A 22,560-nucleotide genomic window follows, 5' to 3' on the forward strand; every position below is an offset into this window, starting at 1 on the left:
GAAAGAGGAAACTTATGAATATTGAACATTTAAGCCACTGGAGTGGCCAACTCAACCGTGAAATGTATTTGAACCGCTATGGACACGCAGGTATTCCTGTTGTGGTCTTTGCTTCATCAGGTGGAAGCCATAACGAGTACTATGACTTTGGTATGATTGATGCTTGTGCTCAGTTTATCGAAGAAGGACGGGTTCAATTCTTTACCCTTTCTAGTGTGGATAGTGATAGCTGGCTTTGTAATTGGAAGAATCCTCACGATCGTGCCGAAATGCATCGAGCTTATGAACGCTATGTGATTGAAGAAGCCATTCCTTTTATCAAACACAAAACAGGCTGGTTTGACCCGATGATGACAACTGGCTGTTCTATGGGAGCTTACCACGCACTCAATTTCTTCTTGCAACATCCAGATGTCTTCAACAAAGTGATCGCCTTAAGTGGTGTCTATGACGCTCGTTTCTTTGTTGGTGAGTTTGGAGGCGATGAAGCCGTTTACCAAAACTCTCCATCTGATTATATCTGGAACCAAAATGATGGCTGGTTTATCGATCGTTACCGTCAGGCGGAAATCGTTGTTTGTACTGGTTTAGGGGCTTGGGAACAAGATGGCCTACCATCTTTCTACAAACTAAAAGAAGCCTTTGACCACAAAAATATTCCTGCATGGTTTGCTGAATGGGGCCATGATGTAGCCCACGATTGGGAATGGTGGCGCAAGCAAATGCCCTATTTCCTAGGACAAATGTATCTATAAGTCAAAAGGGAGGAGACCTCTATGAATTATCTTGTTATTTCACCTTATTATCCACAAAATTTCCAACAATTTACTATTGAACTAGCTAACAAGGGAATCACTGTCTTGGGGATTGGTCAAGAGCCGTACGAACAGTTAGATGAGCCTTTGCGCAATAGTTTGACAGAGTATTTCCGTGTAGAAAATATGGAAGACTTAGATGAAGTGAAGCGTGCAGCAGCCTTTCTGTTCTATAAACACGGACCAATTGATCGTATTGAGTCCCATAATGAGTACTGGTTGGAATTGGATGCGGCGCTTCGGGAGCAATTCAATGTCTTCGGAGCTAAGCCAAAAGATCTGAAGAAAACTAAGTTCAAATCCGAAATGAAGAAACTCTTCAAGAAGGCTGGAGTCCCAGTCGTTCCTGGTGCCGTGGTTAAAACAGAAAAAGACATTGATAAGGCCGTGAAGAAGATTGGGTTGCCATTGATTGCCAAGCCTGATAATGGAGTAGGTGCAGCAGCGACCTTTAAACTTGAAACACCAGAAGATGTCGACCATTTTAAAGCAGATTGGGATGGACATACGGAGTACTTCTTTGAGAAATTCGTCACTTCTAGCGAGATTTGTACCTTTGATGGTCTGGTCGATCGTGATGGCAATATTGTCTTCTCAACGACTTTTGACTATGCTTATACGCCACTCGATTTGATGCTCTACAAGATGGATAACTCTTATTATGTCCTCGAAGAGATGGATCCAAAATTGCGTCAATACGGGGAAGCGATTGTCAAAGCCTTTGGCATGAAAGAACGTTTCTTCCATATCGAGTTCTTCCGCGATGGGGATGACTATATTGCAATCGAGTACAATAATCGTCCAGCAGGTGGCTTTACCATCGATGTCTACAATTATGCTCACTCCATTGATTTGTACCGTGGTTATGCTGCCATTGTAGCAGGAGAACCTTTCCCAGCTTCTGAGTTTGAGCCTCTTTATTGCTTGGCAACCTCTCGTCGTGCCAATGCAGCTTATGCTCTGTCAGAGGAAGAAGTTTTGGCTAAATACCATGATCAATTCCGTGTCAAGAAAGACATGCCTGCAGCCTTTGCGGAACTTCAGGGAGATTACCTCTATATGCTTACAACACCTAGTCGTGAAGAATTGGAACAAATGATTCATGACTTTGGTAAACGCCAATCATAAGATAACGACCGGTAGGATAGGATCCTATCGGTTTTTTTATATTTTAATGCAATCCCATGAAAGAAAAGTTTGTGAAATATTTTATTTGAAGTTGATAATGCTTATAAAACCTCCCCCCAAGGTATATAGTTTGTGAAATCATTTGAGCATTATTTTTGACAGTGCTTTCATTTTTGGCTAGAATGAAAGAGAATGAATAAATGCTAAGAAAGGCGAAATGATGGCAACATTAGATAAAAGTCTCTTATTGGAAATGTTCCGTAAAATGGAAGAAATCCGTCGCATGGACTTAAAAATTGCACAGTTAGTAAAAAAAGGGAAAGTGCCAGGAATGACGCACTTTTCTGTTGGGGAAGAAGCAGCTAACGTTGGCGCTATGTTGGCTTTAAACGACGACGATTTGCTGACATCTAACCACCGTGGTCACGGACAAGCCATTGCTAAAGGAATCGATTTAAATGGCATGATGGCTGAGATCCTTGGTAAGTATACGGGTACTTGTAAGGGGAAAGGCGGCTCCATGCATATTGCTGACCTCGATGCTGGTAACCTTGGTGCTAATGGGATCGTTGGTGGTGGTATGGGAATTGCAGTAGGTGCTGCCCTTACTCAACAAATGAAAAAAACTGGTAAGATTGTTGTCTGCTTCTTTGGGGACGGCGCAACCAACGAAGGTGTCTTCCACGAAGCAGTCAATATGGCTTCCATCTGGAACCTCCCAGTTATTTTCTACTGTATCAATAACGGTTACGGAATCTCTGCTGACATCAAGAAAATGACCAATATCCAGCATATCCACGAACGTAGTGCTGCTTATGGCATTCCTGGTATGTTTATTCCTGATGGGAACAACGTTATCGATGTCTATGAAGGATTTAAGAAAGCAGTCGATCACGTCCGCTCTGGTAAAGGACCTGTCTTGATTGAAAGTGTCACCTATCGTTGGCTTGGTCACTCATCTTCTGACCCTGGTAAATACCGGACCCGTGAAGAAGTAGAAGAGTGGAAGAAGAAAGATCCAATCGAAAACCTTCGCAAGTATCTCCTTGAAAATGAGATTGCGAGCGCAGAAGAATTGGATCAGATCCAAGAAGAAGTAAAAGAAGCAGTTGAAGCTTCAGTGAAATTTGCGGAAGAAAGCCCATTCCCTCCACTCGAATCAGCTTTCGAAGATATTTACGCAGACTAAGGGGGAGTAGAGAATTATGGAAACTAAATTAATGTCTTTCCGCGATACCATTATCCTTGCTATGTCTGAGGAAATGCGTCGCGACGAAAATGTATTGTTGATGGGGGAAGATGTCGGAGTTTTCGGTGGAGACTTTGGTACATCTGTAGGGATGCTTGAAGAATTTGGACCAGAACGTGTACGTGACTGTCCTATTTCAGAAGCGGCTATTTCTGGTGCAGCAGCTGGTGCTGCTATGACAGGGCTACGTCCAATCGTTGATATGACCTTCATGGATTTCTCTGTTATTGCCATGGATGCTATCGTCAACCAAGCCGCTAAAACTCGCTACATGTTTGGTGGTAAAGGGCAAGTCCCAATGACGATCCGCTGTGCAGCTGGTAACGGAGTAGGTTCTGCGGCTCAACACTCCCAATCATTGGAATCATGGTTTACTCATATTCCTGGTTTGAAAGTTGTTGTTCCTGGTACGCCAGCGGATATGAAGGGACTGCTCAAGTCATCTATCCGTGATAACAACCCAGTAATCATTCTCGAATACAAATCAGAATTCAACCAAAAAGGGGAAGTGCCAGTTGATCCAGACTACACGATTCCACTTGGTGTCGGAGAAATCAAACGTGAAGGAACTGACGTCACTGTCGTAACCTACGGGAAAATGCTTCGTCGCGTGATGCAAGCTGCTGAAGAATTAGCAGAAGAAGGTATCTCAGTAGAAGTAGTAGACCCACGTACCTTGGTTCCACTTGATAAAGAGATCATCATTAATTCTGTTAAGAAGACAGGAAAAGTTGTCCTTGTCAATGATGCCCACAAAACAAGTGGCTATATTGGTGAAATTTCAGCTATTATTTCTGAATCAGAAGCATTTGATTACTTGGATGCACCAATCCGCCGTTGTGCGGGGGAAGATGTGCCAATGCCTTACGCACAAAATCTAGAAAATGCAATGATCCCAACAGTTGAAAGCATCAAAGATGCCATTCGTAAAACATACAACAAAGAATAACACATAACATAAATTATGTAATGTTTATTAAATTAGACGAGGAAACTTTGTATCTAGTGATGCAAAGTTCTCTACGTCCTTGATATCTTAGATTAGAGCACGGGCTAAAAGCTCTTGCATCATTGTAACTGAATCCGGACGGAGGACCGTGAAAAAAAGATAGATTTCCTTGTGTTCATCGAACACAGCGTCAATCTCCTATTTTTTCTTTGTCCTCTACGTCCTTAATATCTTATAATAGAATAGGAGAGGTCATGGCTGATGATAAGCTAAGAGCGACTCCTGCGGCTAGAAAATTAGCGGATGATCTTGGGATCAACCTCTATGATGTTTCTGGTTCAGGCGCAAACGGTCGTGTCCACAAAGAAGACGTGGAAACATATAAAGACACAAATGTGGTTCGCATTTCACCACTTGCAAAACGAATTGCTTTAGAACACAATATTGCTTGGCAAGAAATCCAAGGAACTGGTCATCGTGGCAAGATCATGAAGAAGGACGTCCTTGCTTTTCTTCCTGAAAATATTGAGAATGAGACTATTAAGTCACCTGCTCAAATCGAGAAGGTGGAGGAAGCTCCAGATAATGTGACACCTTATGGTGAGATCGAGCGGATTCCGATGACACCAATGCGTAAGGTAATCGCTCAACGAATGGTGGAATCTTACTTAACAGCACCAACCTTTACATTGAACTACGACGTCGATATGTCTCAAATGTTGGCTCTTCGTAAGAAGGTATTGGATCCAATCATGGAAGCAACTGGTAAGAAAGTGACTGTAACAGATTTGCTTTCTCTAGCAGTGGTTAAGACCTTGATGAAACACCCATATATCAATGCGTCATTGACAGAAGATGGCAAAACCATCATCACTCACAACTATGTCAACTTGGCGATGGCAGTTGGGATGGACAATGGATTGATGACTCCAGTTGTCTACAATGCTGAAAAGATGACCTTGTCAGAGTTGGTCGTAGCCTTCAAGGATGTTATCGGACGTACCTTGGATGGTAAGCTTGCTCCAAGTGAATTGCAAAACTCAACCTTTACTATCAGTAACTTGGGGATGTTTGGCGTTCAATCATTTGGACCGATTATCAACCAACCAAACTCTGCCATCCTTGGCGTTAGTGCAACGGTTGAAAAACCAGTGGTTGTGAATGGTGAAATTGTCATTCGTCCAATCATGAGCTTGGGCTTGACCATTGACCACCGCGTTGTCGATGGAATGGCTGGTGCCAAATTCATGAAAGACTTGAAAGCCTTGATTGAAGACCCGATTTCAATGTTGGTCTAATCAACGAGAGAGAATAGAAACAAGAAAAAGAGGGAAATAAAATGGCCTTAGAAGTAATTATGCCAAAAGCCGGCGTAGATATGACCGAAGGACAAATCGTTCAGTGGAATAAAAAAGTCGGCGAATTTGTAAAAGAAGGAGAAATTCTCCTTGAAATCATGACAGATAAAGTCAGCATGGAATTGGAAGCTGAAGAAGATGGCTACTTGATTGCTATCTTAAAAGGGGACGGCGAGACTGTTCCTGTAACAGAAGTGATTGGTTATCTTGGTGAGGAAGGGGAAAACATCCCAACAGCTGGAGCAGCAACACCAGAAGCGAGTCCAGCGCCAGCTGCAGCAAGTGCTTCAAATGATGACAATAAGAGCGATGATGCTTATGATATCGTAGTGATCGGTGGTGGTCCTGCTGGTTACGTATCTGCTATCAAGGCAGCTCAATTGGGTGGTAAGGTTGCCCTTGTTGAGAAATCTGAACTTGGTGGAACTTGCTTGAACCGCGGATGTATCCCAACTAAGACTTACCTACACAACGCTGAAATCATTGAAAATATCGGTCATGCGGCAAACCGTGGGATCATCATTGACAATCCTAGCTTCACAGTGGATATGGACAAGGTTCTTGAAACTAAGAACAAGGTCGTAAATACTCTTGTTGGTGGTGTTGCAGGACTTCTTCGAAGCTACGGAGTTGATGTCTATAAGGGTATCGGTACCATTACGAAAGATAAGAATGTTTTGGTCAATGGTTCTGAGTTACTTGAAACTAAGAAGATTATCCTTGCTGGTGGTTCAAAAGTCAGCAAGATTAACGTTCCTGGTATGGAGTCTTCCCTTGTCATGACCAGTGATGACATCTTGGATATGAATGAAGTCCCAGAAAGCCTTGTGATCATTGGTGGTGGGGTTGTCGGTATCGAACTTGGTCAAGCCTTCATGACCTTTGGATCTAAGGTTACGGTCATCGAAATGATGGACCGCATCGTGCCAGCCATGGATGCGGAAGTTTCTAAGAACCTTCGTTTGATCCTTGAGCGCAAGGGAATGACTATCTTGACAGATACTAAACTGCAAGAAATCATTGAAGAAGATGGTAAACTCCGTATCAAGGTTGAAGGAAAAGACGATATCATTGCAAACAAAGCTCTTCTTTCAATCGGTCGTGTTCCAGATCTTGATGGAATTGGAGAAGTTGAATTTGAATTAGACCGTGGTCGTATCAAGGTCAATGAATACATGGAAACGTCTGTTCCAGGTATCTATGCGCCAGGTGATATCAACGGTACGAAGATGTTGGCTCACGCTGCCTTCCGTATGGGGGAAGTAGCGGCTGAAAATGCCCTTAAAGGAAACCACGCTGTTGCCAAATTGAACTTGACTCCTGCAGCTATCTACACACTTCCAGAAGTAGCAGCAGTTGGTTTGACAGAAGAACAAGCTCGTGAGAAATATGATGTCCAAATCGGTAAATTCAATTTTGCCGCAAACGGACGTGCCATTGCATCAGATGCGGCTCAAGGATTTGTTAAAGTCATTGCAGACAAGAAATACGGTGAAGTTCTTGGGGTTCACATCATTGGTCCAGCAGCTGCTGAATTGATCAACGAAGCTTCTACCATCATTGAGATGGAAATCACTGTAGAAGAAATGCTCAAGACCATCCATGGGCACCCAACCTTCTCAGAAGTGATGTACGAAGCCTTTGCGGATGTACTTGGCTTGGCAGTTCACTCACCTAAGAAGAAATAATATTATTCTTTCAATTAGATTTTCTTAAAGTAGTACGGACGGCAGCGACCTCTATTAGAGTTCCATGCCTAAAAATTGAGCCACTTGTCTCAATTTTTCCGAGAAATGTAACGATAACTCGTTACATTTCTTTTTACTACTTCAGAAAATTAAGTGAAATTCAACTATTTCTGTCTAATGCTCATCCTGCTAAGAGTAGGATTTATAAAACGAATTTTTTGGAATTACTATGAAATACATTATCAATCATTCAAACGACACTGCTTTTAATATCGCCTTGGAAGAATATGCCTTTAAACACCTTTTAGATGAGGATCAAATCTTCCTTCTCTGGATTAACAAACCATCGATTATCGTTGGTCGCCACCAAAATACTATCGAAGAAATCAACCGCGACTACGTTCGGGAGCATGGGATTGAAGTGGTTCGCCGGATCAGTGGTGGTGGGGCTGTTTATCACGATTTGAACAACCTCAACTACACCATTATTTCAAAAGAAGACGAAAATAAGGCCTTTGACTTCAAGAGCTTCTCAACTCCTGTGATCAACACCTTGGCTCAGCTTGGAGTGAAGGCTGAATTCACTGGTCGTAACGATTTGGAAATTGATGGTAAGAAATTCTGTGGAAATGCCCAAGCTTACATCAATGGTCGGATAATGCACCATGGTTGCCTTCTCTTTGACGTGGATTTGTCAGTCCTTGCTAATGCACTCAAGGTGTCTAAAGACAAGTTTGAGTCTAAAGGGGTTAAATCGGTTCGTGCACGTGTGACCAATATCATCGATGAATTGCCAGAAAAAATCACGGTGGAAGAGTTCCGTGACCTACTTTTGGACTACATGAAGAAAGAATACCCTGAGATGACAGAATATGTCTTCTCGGATGAAGAATTGGCTGAAATTAATCGTATCAAGGAAACCAAGTTTGGTACCTGGGATTGGAACTATGGAAAGTCTCCTGAATACAATGTCCGTCGTGGCACTAAATTCCCTAGCGGTAAGGTTGAAATCTTCGCAAACGTCATTGAATCAAAAATCCAAGACATCAAGATTTATGGTGACTTCTTTGGTATCGAAGATGTTGCAGCAGTAGAAGATGTTCTTCGTGGCGTTAAATACGAACGTGAAGACGTCCTCAAAGCCCTTCAAACCATTAATCTAGGTCGTTACTTTGCAGGTATAACTGCAGAAGAAATTGCTGAAGCAGTGGTGGAATAAAGTAAAAGATATCCATTTAACATGGATATCTTTTATCTTAAACTTGATATTCGAAAACTATGAGTGTACAATATAGAGGAAATCTGAACACAAAAGGGGATTATATTCGATGATGAGAGTTCCAGTGAAAAATCTTGGTCTATTTGAACAGTTAGATCGTATAGTCGTGGCTTTTTTAGAAAGCAACAATCTTCAAGTCCTTATGATTTGAATGTCAGTATTACACAAGAACACCTTGACCAGAAAAAGCAAGAGCTCGAACCATTAGGCTATCAAGCTGTCCAACTACCATTAGGAATGGCTTTAGATAACGTCATCCAGCAACCTCATTATAAAAACTTAATCATTGGCGGACTTGCTCCCGACGAAATTATAGTCAGCAAAGAAGAATTAATGCCTTTGAAAGATATTGTGGACAGTTTTTGTATTATGTACGCTGCAGCGAATAACAGACTGGAAAATAGTAAGGCTTATGAATTAATGAAAGATAAGACGGTTTATTTTATTGGTAAACTATTTACAGATATTCCAAAAGCCGGTGATGAAATTGCTTATTTAGGAATTGATCGAATAGCGAGCGATGGTACTCCATATGAAGCAGTTAAATGCTTTCTAACGGAAGAGAGTGCAGAGAAGTACAATGGTGAAAAAAGACCGGTCACCCCTGCAAACTTGGCCTATCTAAAATCATTCTGGGGAAAACCAGTCATTATTGAGCCACACCGTAATTATTGGATCGAATTTTTATAGAAAAAATAAAAGAGCGTAAGATAACATAAAAAATCCTACGCTCTTTTTATAACGCTAAAATACTACATAATTTATATTATGTATCTTATAAACTATCCAAGGCATTTTTCTGTTCATCATTAACAATATGGGTATACAAGTCGGTAACTTGGGTGCTAGCATGTCCCAGCTGGTGGCTGACCAAAACTTGCGATTTGGTAGCATCATAGAGACGCGTTGCTAATGTATGGCGTAGTTTATGGGGCGTCACTCGGACTTTGAAGTCTTCAGAATACTTGGCGACCATCTTTTCAACACTAGAAGCATCAATCCGGTTTGGAACACCTCGATACAAGGTCAGAAAGAGAGCTGTATCAGTCTTTTCTGTCTTGTATCGTTTGTCTCGAATAGCAAGATATTGCTCCAGATAAGGCTTAGCAAAGGCAGCAACGTTAACCGAGTCACGTTTTCCACCTTTTCGAGTGACATCAATCACCATCATCTTAAGATTAAGGTCACGAAGGTCCAAGTTGACTGCCTCAGATAAACGGACACCAGAGGCAAGAAGGAGTGCTATAATGGCTAAATCTCGCTCTTTATTCTTATTAAAGGAGGATAAGGCGCGATTTGAGAGTGTTTGAGGATACTCCCGGTCGATATAGTTAAGAAAGCCTTCTGTTTCATCCCCTAAAAATAGTTTTTGCTTGATATTTTCAGCCCGTGCCGCCAAGGTTTCTTTCTTTTTCTTAGTAGCAACCTTCTTCATGACATTGCGGTAGAAATAAGGTTCTCCTTGCTCATTTTCAACTTCCTCAGTCAAATACTTATAAAGACTAGATAATGCAGAAAGGGTACGGTTAATCGTTGTTTGGGAAACCCCGTTTTTCGTTGTATTGGCATTGAGCAGAGGGCGTTCACGTAAGTAAAGAATAAAGGATTCCATGTCTTTCTTGGTCATGTGCTCCAGAACGTCTAAAGGGATCTCGGCCATGGTGTCAGCATCCGATATACCAGATTCCAAAACCCAGGTGAAAAATCGATCGTATTCCTTTAAGTATTCGTACAAGGTCGTAAAACTGTATGGAACGGCCAGTTTTGATTGGTAATATTCCAATACGTACCAAGGCATAACTTGTTTGAGTTTATCAATACGTTCTAATAAGATCTCGCGTTTCATGTTTTTCTCCAAATCTTTCTATACTAGTAGTATAGCATAGCCAGATATATTTTTCAAGAAAATTATAGTTTTTCGGAAAGATGTTATAGGGGTTATATAGGACTGTTTTGTATCTCTTTCTATACTAGATACCTTTTAACCACAATACAATCAGCAAATCTCATGGATTTACTGATTGTTTTTCTTCTCTAACTTATTTTTCTACATACTGAAATGGAATCTTGCTACCACAGAGCCAATTATAGACTCGATCATTGACTTGAACGTTCATAGCTTCATGAGCATATTCTGGCATGATTAAATGCTCTTTTGGACATTCTAATCTATTATAAATGGCGAATTGTGTCTCTGGATAACAAACATCATCATCTAGCCCGGTAATCATGTGAACCTGTCCTTTGATACGATGCGCAAAGTTTTTTACATCAATATAGGCCAAAGTCTGCATCAAACGATCTTCGGTTTCATGAAATGGATCGTGGAACTTGAAATAACGGAAAAGCTCGTCATAGGCTTCGCTGGTGTTCCCGATCTCTAATACACGTCTGAAATCCGATAAGAATGGATAAATAGCGACTGTTCGTTGAATCCGTTGATTCAATCCGGCAGCAACCAGAGCCAAGGCACCACCTTGAGAGGCTCCGTAGCTAGCAAGTTTGCTGTCGTCAACTTGAGGAAGGCTGGCTACAATTTCAATTAACTGGTAAAGATCTAAGTAGACATCCTTATAAAAGAGTTCGTCAGGGCCTTCCACGGCTCCACGTATAATCTGACCTTTTACAGTATTCCCAAACGGTGAACGATCTCCGTCTGTTGAATAGCCTGACTGCCCTCTTACGTCCATAGACACAACACCATAGCCAGCTACTGTATAAGCCAGCATGTCGGACCAATCCCAACAACGGCCCATATAGCCATGAAAATGGAAAATAACGGGAACTTTTTGATCCGTTTTGGGGAGAACAACCCGCGCATAAACAAGCCCATCTCGTGTTCCTTTAAAGGTTAATTCATAACATTGAACATTTGGAATGCTGAAATCTTGTTCTTCGAGCTTGTATTCAGGCAGTTCAGTCATCTTTGCTAGGGCTTGATCCCAAAAGCTATCAAAATCGTCAGGAACATCATCCCGTCCCTTGTAAACTTTCATTGTCTCTAGTAATTTAGGATCCTTCATAAAATCCTCCTTAGGTATGTGTAATCGCTACCAAAAATGTACCATATTTACTTAAGGATTGCAAGAGACAAATAAAAATTACATAACCGAAATTATGTAATTTCACTATAGATTCAAAAATAGACTTAATTGTTTCACTAGATCTGGATTAGTGGGTAAAGCTGAATGATGAGCCTTACGACCGTTTAAATTCACTTCTGTATAGGCCTGATTGTCAAAAATAGATTGTGCTGCTTGGGCACTAGAAAGAGGGACGATCCCGTCTGATTTTCCAGCAAAGCTACCGACAAAGTTAAGGACCTCTACTTCTTTATCTAATCGATGCTTCCATTTTTGAAAATCGTCATACATTTCTTGATTGAATTGGTAAGGACTGCCAATAATAGCCAGCTTGCTGACGGTCACCTTCTTTTTCTCTAAAAAGCCACTTTCCAGTAAACCAGTCAAAACCAATCCTCCATTGGAGTGCCCTACTGCCTTGAAGTCTGTAAAATGATAGTGATCAAGAAGGTAGGTTAGAGCAATCTTAAGGGATTCGATCTGCTGCTTGATATTGCTGTAGCCATCACGATTGTTTTCAAATCCAATCACAATCATCGGATTCGGCTCTTTTGTATTCAGCCTTCCCTCCATCTCTATTGTATGATCTTTATTGACCTTTATTTTTAAGAGACTTTGCTTTTTTCTAGAAAAGCGATGGAGCATGCGGATGGTTCCATTGAATCGCTGGATACTAGCTGAACTCCCGGGGACAAAGATAATCGGTCTAATTGGTGGTTTCTTTGACCCTTTAGGAAATTCAAAGAGCTTTCTGTGGGAAGAAAACAGTCTTACAAAGAAACGAATGACTTGTTGAAATAGTTTTTTTAACATGTTTCCTCTAGTAGTAGTTTCTAAAAGAACCCAGAACAGTGTGTTCCAGGCCCATATTAGAAACGATTATTTCCGTTTTTTCTTATTCTTGCGCATTTGTTTGGCCATCTTGTTCATCGCCCGTTTCATCATAAATTCGCCGGCTTTTCCTTTGAGACCACCACCAAACATTTGGCTCATATCAGGCATTCCAGCGCCTCCACCAAGAGCTGACAAGTCAGGCATGCCACCTTGTCCCATCATACCTTCGAGGGCAGACATATCAGGCATTCCACCAGGCATATTCTTCGGCATGTTATTTGGATTAAGCCCCATTTGTTTCATCATCTTGTTCATATCGCCAGAGAGGACGCCTTGCATCATCTGTTTGGCTTGGTTAAAGTCCTTGATGAATTTATTGACTTCGACAAAGCTATTTCCTGAACCAGCAGCAATCCGACGACGACGGCTTGGATTTAACAAATCTGGATTTTCTCGTTCAGCTGGGGTCATGGATGATACGATCGCACGTTTGCGAGCAATTTCTCGTTCGTCGACCTTGAGGTTCTTCATGGCTGGATTGTTGGCCATACCTGGAAGCATCTTGAGCAGGTCTTCCATTGGTCCCATATTTTGAACTTGGTCTAATTGATCAATGAAATCGTTGAAATCGAAGGTATTTTCCCGCATCTTCTCAGCGAGTTCAAGGGAGCGTTTCTCATCGTATTCTTGAGAAGCCTTCTCGATCAGCGTCAGCATATCCCCCATACCGAGGATCCGGCCAGACATACGGTCTGGGTGGAAGGTTTCGATATCAGTGATTTTTTCACCAGTACCAGTGAACTTGATTGGTTTCCCAGTAATCTGACGGACAGAAAGGGCTGCACCACCACGGGTATCCCCATCGATCTTGGTCAAAATGACCCCGGTCACTTCGAGTTGTTCGTTAAACTCACGCGCCACATTGGCTGCTTCTTGACCAATCATGGCATCGACAACCAAGAGGATTTCATTTGGCTCGGCAAGGGCTTTAACATCCCGCAACTCGCCCATAAGTTTTTCATCGATTTGCAGACGACCAGCCGTATCGATCAAGACATAATCATTGTGATTGGCTCTCGCCTGCTCCAAACCTTGACGAACGATCTCAACTGCAGGGACTTCTGTACCAAGTGAGAAGACAGGAACATTGATCTGTTGACCAAGGGTCTTCAACTGGTCGATGGCTGCTGGACGATAGATATCGGCCGCAATCATCAAAGGACGTGCGTTTTCTTCCTTGACCAATTTGTTGGCCAATTTACCCGCAAAGGTTGTTTTACCAGCCCCTTGAAGACCGACCATCATGATAATGGTTGGAATCTTTGGAGATTTGATAATTTCTGCTGTTTCTGAACCCAAAATGGCTGTCAATTCTTCATCGACAATCTTGACGATTTGTTGGGCAGGGTTCAAGGTTTCGATGACTTCATGACCTACAGCCCGCTCGCGGACGCGTTTGATGAAGTCTTTTACAACAGGAAGGGCAACGTCGGCCTCTAAGAGGGCTAGACGAATCTCTTTGGTTGCCTCTTGGACATCCGCTTCAGAGATTTTCCCTTTCTTACGAAGATTTTTAAAGACGTTCTGTAAACGTTCAGTTAAACTTTCAAATGCCATTATTTTCTCCTATTTTTTCAATTCAGTGGAAATCGTCCGAAATGTTGCAAACATTCTAGTTCTTCGGGTGTGACTTCTTTCATGATTTCATTTGGATATCCCCAACAGCTAAAACCTATTTGCATAGCTTTGGAGATATCATTGGGCGAGATAATCTGTAGTCGAGTAGGAAATACTTCCTCTGCGACTAATAGTTTGCAAGGTATTCCTTGATAAATGACCAGACTGCCCATAATCACTCCCGATTGTCAATGCTTGATAAAATTTCAACCTGCTCTTGTAGAAAAGTATCTTCCGGATAGCGTTCTAAAATCTGATCAAAAATCTGGCTACGTACAATGTAATCGGAATACATATGGAGTTTCATTTCGTAATCTTCCAAAATCTTTTCTGTACGTTTAATATTGTCATAGACCGCTTGACGGCTCACTCCAAACTCTTCTGCAATCTCAGCCAAGCTGTAGTCATCTGCGTAGTAGAGCTCGATGTAGTTCATCTGCTTGTCCGTCAAGAGCGCTGCATAAAACTCAAAGAGCGCATTCATTCGGTTGGTTTTCTCAATTTCCATACCTTTCATTATATCAAAAAAGCCCGCTAAAGACTAGCGGGACTTAATGCTTTTTGAGCTTGAAATAAGAGGATTCATCATTAAAGTTTCAGTGCCAACATATTGACTGTCATCCCTGCTGCAGTCCCCATCAAGAAGATGGTATCTCCTTCCTTCACATAGCCATGATCCAGTGCATAGGCTAGGCCGAAAGGCACGGCTACCGAAACCATATTTCCATAATCACTGACAATATTGAGGTACTTGTCTTTGCCAACGCCCAATTTGTCCATGACGAGTGGTAAGGCACGACTTGCTTGGTGAGGAATAATATAGTCTACAGCATCTTTAGAAATGCCTGATTTCTCTTGGAATTCTTGGAACATTTCTGGAATAACACGGGCAGAAAGCAAAAGAATCTTCTTCCCTTTCATATCAAACATGAAATCAGTCTTGGTTGCTTCAGAGTACAATTTCGGATGATACGCTGTCAAACCACCACGAATTTCGGTGTCATGGGCTCCCTCAGACCAGGTACGTTGCATACTGGCAATGATTCCTTTATCTTCCTTTGTTGCTTCAAAAATAAAGGCTGCAGCTCCATCGCTAAACAGTTCAAAACTTTCTTTTTGTTTAGGATTCAGCCCTAGGCTTCCTACTTCACTTGATACAATCAGAACCCGTTGGTATTCACCACCTTCAATCAGATAAGAAATGGTGCTTAAAGCAGATACAAAACTGGTACAAGTGGTGTTGATATCCATAGCAGGAATCGTCAGTCCCTTGGCCACGCGCTCATGGATCAAAGCAGCTGTACAAGGAATGGGCTGAACTCCAACCGCACTAGCCGAAACCAGGCAGTCGATGTCTGCCATTTCAAGCCCCGCATGGTTTAAAGCCACTTCAATCGCACGCGCTGCAAGATCAATCTGTGTTTCTTCTCCTTCTTTCACGCGGTAACGAGTCTGGTCTTTGAAAGTTACGGTATGAGCTGGAAGCGCTGTTCCATAGCCTTTAATTTGCAAATGTCTTTTTACAGTAGTCATAGGATTCTCCTTTTATTGAAGTCGTTGAACACGTTTTAATTTACGTGTTGGGTCCCATTGGTAATCGATAAATTGAATACTTGGGAGAATGAATTGTTTTTGCTGAGCTAAGAGTTCAAATTGAGCAAAGATCGCTTGCTCCATAGACTCTGTCCGGTGACTCAAGGCAATGGTAATGGATCCATCTGCCAACTGAGTTACTTGATAGTCCTGAATATTTTCGACAAAGAGAATGCACCGTCGAATAAAATCCGGATAGATTATCTGGCTACTGCCATCTTCTTTATTGAAATAGAAGATATCGTCCGATCGTCCTTCGATCTTTGCGATTCGAGTAAAGACGGAACCACAAGGGCAAGGAGACTTTTCTTCCACCAAAATATCATTGAGGCGGTAGCGATAGATAGGTTGACTGGTTCGTTTGAAATCCGTAATAATCGGATAAAAGCGGCTATCATCAAGATACTCTTTTTCGACAGACAAAATATCTTCGTTGAGATGTAGATTGCCTTCTGAACAGGTACAAGCTAAAAATCCCTCTGTCGCTTGATAGACCTGATCAACCTTGTCTAGTTGAAAAGCTTTGGCGATGGTCTGTGCATCTCGATCTTCTAGGATCTCTGCGACAGAAACAACCTTGACAGGTTGAATCGCAAGTTGCTGATTGCTGACATAGTTGGCTAACTCAATCAAGGTTGAAGCTGGTGCGACCACAATGGTTGGTTGATAGTCTTTGAGACGCTCTAAATGCTCCTTGCTATCCTTGAAAATATCAAAATATTCCAAGCGAATAAGGCCTGAATTAATGGTTTGATAAAGTTCATTGTCCGCTCGTAAGAAAAAGGCAATGCGATGACCAAACAGTTTTCCTTTCGGTAGCATCTTGGCTAAGATCGCTGCAGCCCACATGCTTCTTTCTTTTTCTGTGGTGACAAAAACTCCTCGGTGGCCTGAAGTCCCAGAAGACAAGCCTACTGCTACTTCTCCATTCATCTCAGTAAAATCTCGCGTCTGTTCTCCGCGAATCGCCATTTCTAAAGCCTGATCTCGATCCACCCCTAGGGTATTGAGTTCATTGAAATGTGTCATCATAAACGATTTATCCATCGTTCCAAAGGATTCGGGAGAATGGGTTTGAAAATAGGGAGATTGAGAAGTGATAAATGCATGGTAGCGTGCCAATTGCTTATCTTGGTATCGCTTCAAGGCCTCTTTTGAACGGAATCGGTGGCACCATCTGGTTTCAATAAAGGTTTTCAGAAAGACTGTTTTTTTCATTTAAAATCCTTTCAATCCGATCTTGCGGGTCGTGGCTGACAACAACTTGAATACCATCTTGCAAGAGTGTCTCCAGAAAATCAGCTCCTTTTAAATAAGCCTTCTTATCATCCTGAACCAAGGAAGGAATCAGTCGCATTTGCCCTGTGTAAGGCAAGAGGTCTACTCCCCAAGAAAGATCTGCTCCAATAAAGAGCTTGAGCTCATCCAGATAAAGACAGCCTTGCCCTCTCGCATGCCCATCGATGGACGAAACAAGAATGCTCCCATCCCCAAAAAGATCCGCAGTCGGGAGGTAAGGGAAAGCAGGATGCCTTTGATTTGCTTTGAGACAAGTCACCCGATCCTTGAAATCAGCTGGCAAAAACTCTTTAAAAATTAGATCTTTAAATTTCGGTTTTTGGTACACCTCATAGACTTCCTGACTGACAAAGAAATGAGCATTTGGAAAAAGGGCTGCTCCACCGAGATGATCAGGGTGCAAATGAGAAAGAATCACATAAGTAATATCTGCTGGATCAATCCCACGCTCTTGCAATAAATAATCGATCTGGTCTTCTTTTTTCATCTGCATTGGTGTGGCTAGACGGTACCAGAAATACCGAGCTTTTTTCTTAATCTCGTAGTGATAGCCGGTATCGTACAAAATATAGCCTTTTTCACGATGATGAATCAAAAAGACACCTGCTGGAAATTGCATTTTTTCATTTGGAATCCCTTTAAATAAGAGACCAGAATGACTGCTACAATAGCCTGCTGGAAAATAATCAATACGCTTGATCATGTTGGACATAGTTGTCAATCCCTTCTTCAATGGTCATTTTTGGATAGTAGCCAAGTTCGGTTTGAGCCTTTTGAATATCGAGAGTTTGGCTATATCGAAGGAGATAATAGGTATAGCGAGTCAATGGGGGTTCGGCTTTCAGATGAAAGAATCGATACACCCCTTCAAGGCTATAAGCCGCACCTGCTACTAGACCTGCTGGAAGCTTCCGATAGCGAATCGGCTCTCCCAATCCCTTTAATGTTGTTTCGATCAAATACTTAAAGGTCTTTGGTTCCCCATTTGTAATATTATAAACTTGTCCGTGAGCTTCTTTTGCTTCCAGAGCCAAGCGAATGGCTAGGGCAACATTCTCCACACAGGTCATATCCATGAGCTGCTCTCCTCCTCGGATCAAAGGAATTCCAATTTTTCGACTGAGGCGTAAGACACGAGGCAAAATGCTGGTATCCCCCACACCAAATAATCCTCTAGGACGCAAGATGATACTTGGCACATCCGGATAGTCAGAAAAAAGTTTTTCAGACACCAATTTGCTTCGGATATAATTGTTGAGGTGATTTTCTTTTGGAGCATCACTTTCCATGATGTTTAATTGATCTTTTCCAGCCGCGTAAATACTAGGAGAAGATACGTAAACCAAGCGTTTTACCGCATATTCACGGCACAATTCAAGGACATTTTGAGTGCCAACTACATTCGCCTGATAGAAGGCCTTCCAAGGTCCCCAGGCAGTGGATAAAGCTCCTGCATGAACTACAGCATCAACAGACTGAAAGGCTTGTCTTAATTCCTCAATAGAGCTCAAATCCCCTTTGATAAATTGGACGCGATCATTTTCCAGAGTCTTCCCAATTTTTTCATTTCGGCCAAAGGCTACAATGGTATAATCGTGAGCCAACAACTCATCGATCACATATTTTCCAAGGAAGCCAGTCGCACCTGTTACAAGTATTTTCATAGTTTCCCATCCGTTCCACGTCTTAATAATCGTTGAATTTCAAACTCCAAGGTATCCAACGGCTTGTAGGTTTTTGAAAGTTTGTTTAGTCTTTCTAACTTTTCCCAAGATTCTTTTTCTAATAGGGCATTAAAACCTGCTTGAATCTCTTCGGTGCGATTGCGATGAGCTTGAAAGGCAATTCCTGCTTCTACTCCTCGAATCGCATAGTCAAATTGGTCATAATCATGTGGCAAGATCAAGGCTGGTTTTTTAAATTCGATACACTGATAAAAGATTCCAGCTCCTCCATGGTGAATGACATAGTCCATCTGCGGAATATATTCTTTGTAAGGCAGATAAGAGACGAGCGTCACATTTGGTGCTACATCTTCTTCAGAAAAGTCTTTTGCCCCATCTCCTAAGGTGACGAAAAAGTGACATTCTGGATGCTCTTTGGCCAACTGCTTGGTTTGTTCTAGCAAGTTCTCTTTTGCCCAAGGCAACTGGGTTCCACATGTCACGAGTACCTTCGTCTTGTCCTCGTAAGAACTGATGTCTAAAGGATAATCTTCTGCTTTTTCAAGAGAAGTCCCCAAAGGGCCAAGCCACGCATATTGATGAGGGAAATGTGTCTTCAACTCTAGCTCCATCATACCAATTCCAAAGATCGCATAAGGAGAGTAGATGGTCTCCACTCCATTTTGATTGTACAACTTGAAATTGTAACGTTTTAAGCGTTTGCGTAAGAGGAAAGCCCCACAGTATTTTCCAATGCGCGTGAGTTTACGGCATAGTGCTTGGATCTTCTCTTCCTTCTTCGTGCGCGCGATTCCCATCCCTCCGAAGAAGCAAGGAGGACCATAAGGAGTTTCGATTGCAAATTGGGTTGCCATGGTGGTAATCCAAGGAATTTCCAACTCTTCTGCCACAAAGCCTGCTGATAGAGTGATAAAGTCAGCAATGACAATATCTGGACGATTGACACGCCACTCCTCTAGCAATTGATCCGATACATGATTAATCAAATCAAGACTCCTAGACAATTGCCGATAAGCTGAAAATAGATTGTGTTTCTTATCGTTATTAGCCGCACGTTCAAACTCTTCTACTTTGTCCTCTAGAATTGGAACGACTGTGAAGCCGAGACTTTCTGCGACGGCTTTTTTCTGAGGACCCGTGAAAACTCGGATTTCCATAGTTGGATCATCTAATAAGGGTTTAACGAGATTTAAAGTTGGGTACAGATGCCCACTCAAGGGAACAGCTACCACATCAATTTTAATTTTTTTCATTTTTTCCTGCCTTATATCTCTTATTTAAGCTTTAAAACCTGCATCTATCTATTAATTCGTAAAAAAAATCAAAAATTGAAGAAAAAATAAAATTTTTTTTAAAAATTTTTAAAAATTATCAATGTTGCCTTTACTATCACTATTTAGAAAGAATGAGTTCTCACTAAAAAAGCTCCCAAATGCCCGGAGAATCTGCCTCGGACATTTGAAGAGTTTTCTATTTTTACGATTTGCGAGCCTAGTTATTTTCCAAATAAAATTCGAACCGCTCGCCGACATACTGACTTTTTACATACTCAAAAGCCGTCCCATCTTCAAAATAAGAAACCTGTGTCAGACCTAAAATAGCCTGGCCTTTTGAAATCTGTAAATAGTCCGCAATCTTATCCTTGGCCAATCGCGCATAGATGGTCTGGTGCGACTTTCCAATCTTATAACCATGACGCTCCAAGGTTTGGAAGAAATGGCTGGTAACCTCTTCGCGATTGAAATTCTTAATAAATTTCTCTGGAATAGAGGCCACTTCATAAACAACAGGGATCCCATCGGCATACCGGACCCGTTCCATCCGAATGATGGTTTCTGTCTTATCAATGCCCAATTTGTCCACTTCTTGGAGGCTAGGAATGGTTTTCCGGTAAGAAATCACTTGGCTAGAAGGTTCCTTGCCTTGCGATTTCATAATCTCTGTAAAACTGGTTGTGCCTCGCATTTTTTCTTGAACGCGCGTGCTGGTGATAAAGGTACCACTTCCTACACGTCTTTCAAGCACTCCTTCTTCAACCAGAAGGGTAATAGCCTGACGAAGCGTCATCCGACTCACTTGAAATTTCTCAGCTAGATCGCGTTCGCTGGGAAGACGCTCCCCGATTTTCCATATTTTTTGATCAATCTCAGACTTAATCTGATCATGAATTTGAATGTAAGCTGGAATCATAACCTTGCTCTTTCTCTGTGTTATCTCTATTGTAGCGTAAAATTCCTAATTCTTCAATCAGAGATTGGTAAAGACAAGGCTTTTGTGTTAGAATAGAGGAAAGTAAATTTCTTTAAGAAGGGGATAAGATGACAAACCTATCAACTGATTTGCATGATGTTGAAAAAATCATTGTGCTTGACTACGGCAGCCAATACAATCAGCTTATTTCACGTCGGATTCGTGAAATTGGTGTCTTCTCAGAGTTGAAGAGCCACAAGATTTCTGCTGATGAAGTTCGTGCAATCAATCCAGTTGGGATCGTTCTTTCAGGCGGACCAAACTCTGTATACGAGGAAGGTTCTTTTGATATCGATCCTGAAATTTTCGAACTCGGTATTCCAATCCTTGGAATCTGTTACGGGATGCAATTATTGACCCATAAATTGGGCGGGAAGGTCGTTCCTGCAGGTGATGCTGGTAACCGCGAATATGGACAATCCGAACTGACTTTGACAGAATCTTCCGCTCTTTTTGCTGGCACACCAGACAAACAATTGGTCTTGATGAGTCACGGAGATGCTGTTACAGAAATTCCGGCTGACTTTATCCGCACTGGTACTTCTGCTGACTGTCCATTTGCATCCATTGAAAATCCAGACAAGAAAATCTACGGAATCCAATTCCACCCTGAGGTTCGTCACTCTGTTCACGGTTATGACATCTTGCGTAACTTTGCCTTGAACATCTGTGGGGCTAAAGGTGACTGGACCATGGACAACTTCATTGACATGCAGATCAAAAAAATCCGTGAAACCGTCGGAGACAAACGTGTCCTTCTTGGTCTTTCAGGTGGTGTTGACTCTTCCGTTGTTGGGGTTCTCCTTCAAAAAGCCATCGGCGATCAATTGATTTGTATCTTTGTAGACCACGGTCTTCTTCGTAAAGGGGAAGCTGACCAAGTGATGGAGATGCTTGGTGGCAAGTTTGGTTTGAACATTGTCAAAGCAGATGCTGCAAAACGTTTCCTTGATAAGTTAGCTGGTGTGTCTGATCCTGAGAAAAAACGGAAGATCATCGGTAATGAGTTTGTTTATGTCTTTGATGACGAAGCAAGTAAGCTCAAAGATGTGAAATTCTTGGCACAAGGAACTCTATACACTGACGTGATCGAGTCTGGTACGGATACTGCTCAAACCATCAAGTCTCACCACAATGTGGGTGGACTTCCAGAAGATATGCAGTTTGAACTGATCGAGCCACTGAACACTCTTTATAAAGATGAAGTTCGTGCGCTTGGTACTGAGCTTGGTATGCCGGACCACATCGTATGGCGCCAACCATTCCCAGGACCAGGTCTTGCCATCCGTGTTATGGGAGAAATCACTGAAGAAAAACTCGAAACCGTTCGTGAATCAGACGCTATCCTCCGTGAAGAAATCGCCAAAGCTGGTCTTGATCGCGATATCTGGCAATACTTCACTGTCAATACAGGCGTTCGTTCCGTAGGTGTTATGGGTGACGGCCGTACCTATGACTACACAATCGCCATCCGTGCTATCACTTCTATCGATGGAATGACAGCAGACTTTGCGAAGATTCCATGGGAAGTACTCCAAAAAATCTCAGTTCGTATTGTAAATGAAGTTGACCACGTCAACCGCATCGTCTACGATATCACAAGTAAACCACCTGCAACTGTAGAGTGGGAATAAAAAAAAGGTCCGGGGGACCTTTTTTTACGAGCTAAGAAA

The 22,560-nt window shown here is 42.0% G+C and carries 20 protein-coding genes and 1 pseudogene; 9 read left to right on the top strand and 12 right to left on the bottom strand.

All coding sequences use genetic code 11. From position 1 onward, the window contains the following. Nucleotides 1–14 precede the first annotated feature (14 nt). From NFR56_RS03665 to NFR56_RS03700, 8 genes and pseudogenes are all read left to right on the top strand, one after another. Complete coding sequence (locus NFR56_RS03665; RefSeq protein ID WP_251457744.1) at nt 15–755, top strand: esterase family protein; 741 nt, start codon at nt 15–17, stop codon at nt 753–755. 21 nt (nt 756–776) lie between these two features. Next, entirely contained in the window at nt 777–1,943 is a 1,167-nt protein-coding gene (locus NFR56_RS03670; RefSeq protein WP_251457748.1) for an ATP-grasp domain-containing protein, read from the top strand. Between the two features lie 220 nt (nt 1,944–2,163). Continuing rightward, nucleotides 2,164–3,132, top strand: a complete 969-nt coding sequence (locus tag NFR56_RS03675; protein ID WP_049507842.1) for a thiamine pyrophosphate-dependent dehydrogenase E1 component subunit alpha — start codon at nt 2,164–2,166, stop codon at nt 3,130–3,132. Nucleotides 3,133–3,148: 16 nt separating this feature from the next. Further along, entirely contained in the window at nt 3,149–4,141 is a 993-nt protein-coding gene (locus NFR56_RS03680) for an alpha-ketoacid dehydrogenase subunit beta (RefSeq protein ID WP_251457750.1), read from the top strand. 254 nt (nt 4,142–4,395) lie between these two features. Next, nucleotides 4,396–5,439 (top strand): dihydrolipoamide acetyltransferase, encoded by a 1,044-nt coding sequence (locus tag NFR56_RS03685; protein ID WP_201036803.1) that lies wholly within the window; start codon nt 4,396–4,398, stop codon nt 5,437–5,439. A gap of 41 nt (nt 5,440–5,480) precedes the next feature. Next, nucleotides 5,481–7,187: a dihydrolipoyl dehydrogenase gene (gene lpdA, locus NFR56_RS03690; RefSeq protein ID WP_227197404.1), complete on the top strand. Its 1,707-nt coding sequence runs from the start codon at nt 5,481–5,483 to the stop codon at nt 7,185–7,187. A 229-nt stretch (nt 7,188–7,416) separates the two neighbouring features. Then, entirely contained in the window at nt 7,417–8,406 is a 990-nt protein-coding gene (locus tag NFR56_RS03695; protein WP_251457767.1) for a lipoate--protein ligase, read from the top strand. A gap of 109 nt (nt 8,407–8,515) precedes the next feature. Continuing rightward, a pseudogene (locus NFR56_RS03700) lies at nt 8,516–9,156 on the top strand (hypothetical protein). Between the two features lie 85 nt (nt 9,157–9,241). Here NFR56_RS03700 and xerS read toward each other — a convergent pair. The 12 genes from xerS to NFR56_RS03760 all read right to left on the bottom strand — a co-directional run bounded on the left by xerS (nt 9,242) and on the right by NFR56_RS03760 (nt 20,827). After that, nucleotides 9,242–10,312, bottom strand: a complete 1,071-nt coding sequence (gene xerS / locus NFR56_RS03705; protein ID WP_251457782.1) for a tyrosine recombinase XerS — start codon at nt 10,310–10,312, stop codon at nt 9,242–9,244. A gap of 193 nt (nt 10,313–10,505) precedes the next feature. Beyond that, a complete protein-coding gene (locus tag NFR56_RS03710; RefSeq protein WP_118398314.1) occupies nt 10,506–11,489 on the bottom strand; it encodes an acetylxylan esterase in 984 nt (327 codons plus the stop codon). 105 nt (nt 11,490–11,594) lie between these two features. Then, nucleotides 11,595–12,362, bottom strand: coding sequence for an alpha/beta hydrolase (locus NFR56_RS03715; protein WP_118398311.1), 768 nt, complete (start codon nt 12,360–12,362; stop codon nt 11,595–11,597). Between the two features lie 66 nt (nt 12,363–12,428). Beyond that, nucleotides 12,429–14,000 carry a signal recognition particle protein gene (gene ffh, locus NFR56_RS03720; RefSeq protein ID WP_024055635.1) on the bottom strand — a complete coding sequence of 524 codons (1,572 nt, stop codon included), beginning with the start codon at nt 13,998–14,000 and terminating at the stop codon, nt 12,429–12,431. 17 nt (nt 14,001–14,017) lie between these two features. Beyond that, nucleotides 14,018–14,233 carry a hypothetical protein gene (locus tag NFR56_RS03725; RefSeq protein ID WP_037606554.1) on the bottom strand — a complete coding sequence of 72 codons (216 nt, stop codon included), beginning with the start codon at nt 14,231–14,233 and terminating at the stop codon, nt 14,018–14,020. Between the two features lie 2 nt (nt 14,234–14,235). Beyond that, nucleotides 14,236–14,568: a putative DNA-binding protein gene (locus NFR56_RS03730; RefSeq protein ID WP_003001435.1), complete on the bottom strand. Its 333-nt coding sequence runs from the start codon at nt 14,566–14,568 to the stop codon at nt 14,236–14,238. Nucleotides 14,569–14,648: 80 nt separating this feature from the next. After that, on the bottom strand, nt 14,649–15,593 hold the full coding sequence (locus NFR56_RS03735) for a 3-oxoacyl-[acyl-carrier-protein] synthase III C-terminal domain-containing protein (protein ID WP_118398309.1): 945 nt from the start codon (nt 15,591–15,593) through the stop codon (nt 14,649–14,651). 12 nt (nt 15,594–15,605) lie between these two features. Then, nucleotides 15,606–16,871: a F390 synthetase-related protein gene (locus NFR56_RS03740; RefSeq protein WP_070674138.1), complete on the bottom strand. Its 1,266-nt coding sequence runs from the start codon at nt 16,869–16,871 to the stop codon at nt 15,606–15,608. Then, nucleotides 16,837–17,664: an MBL fold metallo-hydrolase gene (locus tag NFR56_RS03745; RefSeq protein WP_251457786.1), complete on the bottom strand. Its 828-nt coding sequence runs from the start codon at nt 17,662–17,664 to the stop codon at nt 16,837–16,839. Before NFR56_RS03745 ends, NFR56_RS03740 begins: the two co-directional genes overlap by 35 nt. Then, nucleotides 17,639–18,616 carry an NAD-dependent epimerase/dehydratase family protein gene (locus NFR56_RS03750; RefSeq protein WP_251457789.1) on the bottom strand — a complete coding sequence of 326 codons (978 nt, stop codon included), beginning with the start codon at nt 18,614–18,616 and terminating at the stop codon, nt 17,639–17,641. Before NFR56_RS03750 ends, NFR56_RS03745 begins: the two co-directional genes overlap by 26 nt. Then, nucleotides 18,613–19,890 (bottom strand): glycosyltransferase, encoded by a 1,278-nt coding sequence (locus tag NFR56_RS03755; protein WP_251457792.1) that lies wholly within the window; start codon nt 19,888–19,890, stop codon nt 18,613–18,615. The genes NFR56_RS03750 and NFR56_RS03755 overlap by 4 nt, the downstream gene beginning before the upstream one ends. Before the next feature lie 238 nt (nt 19,891–20,128). After that, complete coding sequence (locus tag NFR56_RS03760; RefSeq protein ID WP_003016564.1) at nt 20,129–20,827, bottom strand: GntR family transcriptional regulator; 699 nt, start codon at nt 20,825–20,827, stop codon at nt 20,129–20,131. 128 nt (nt 20,828–20,955) lie between these two features. On the opposite strand from NFR56_RS03760, the gene guaA reads away from it, so the two are divergent. Then, the gene (gene guaA, locus NFR56_RS03765; RefSeq protein WP_003001420.1) at nt 20,956–22,521 is read left to right on the top strand and encodes a glutamine-hydrolyzing GMP synthase; all 1,566 of its coding nucleotides are present in this window, start codon (nt 20,956–20,958) and stop codon (nt 22,519–22,521) included. Nucleotides 22,522–22,560: the final 39 nt, after the last annotated feature.

It is taken from the genome of Streptococcus caecimuris (assembly GCF_943193075.1).
GTDB classification, from domain to species: Bacteria; Bacillota; Bacilli; order Lactobacillales; family Streptococcaceae; genus Streptococcus; species Streptococcus caecimuris.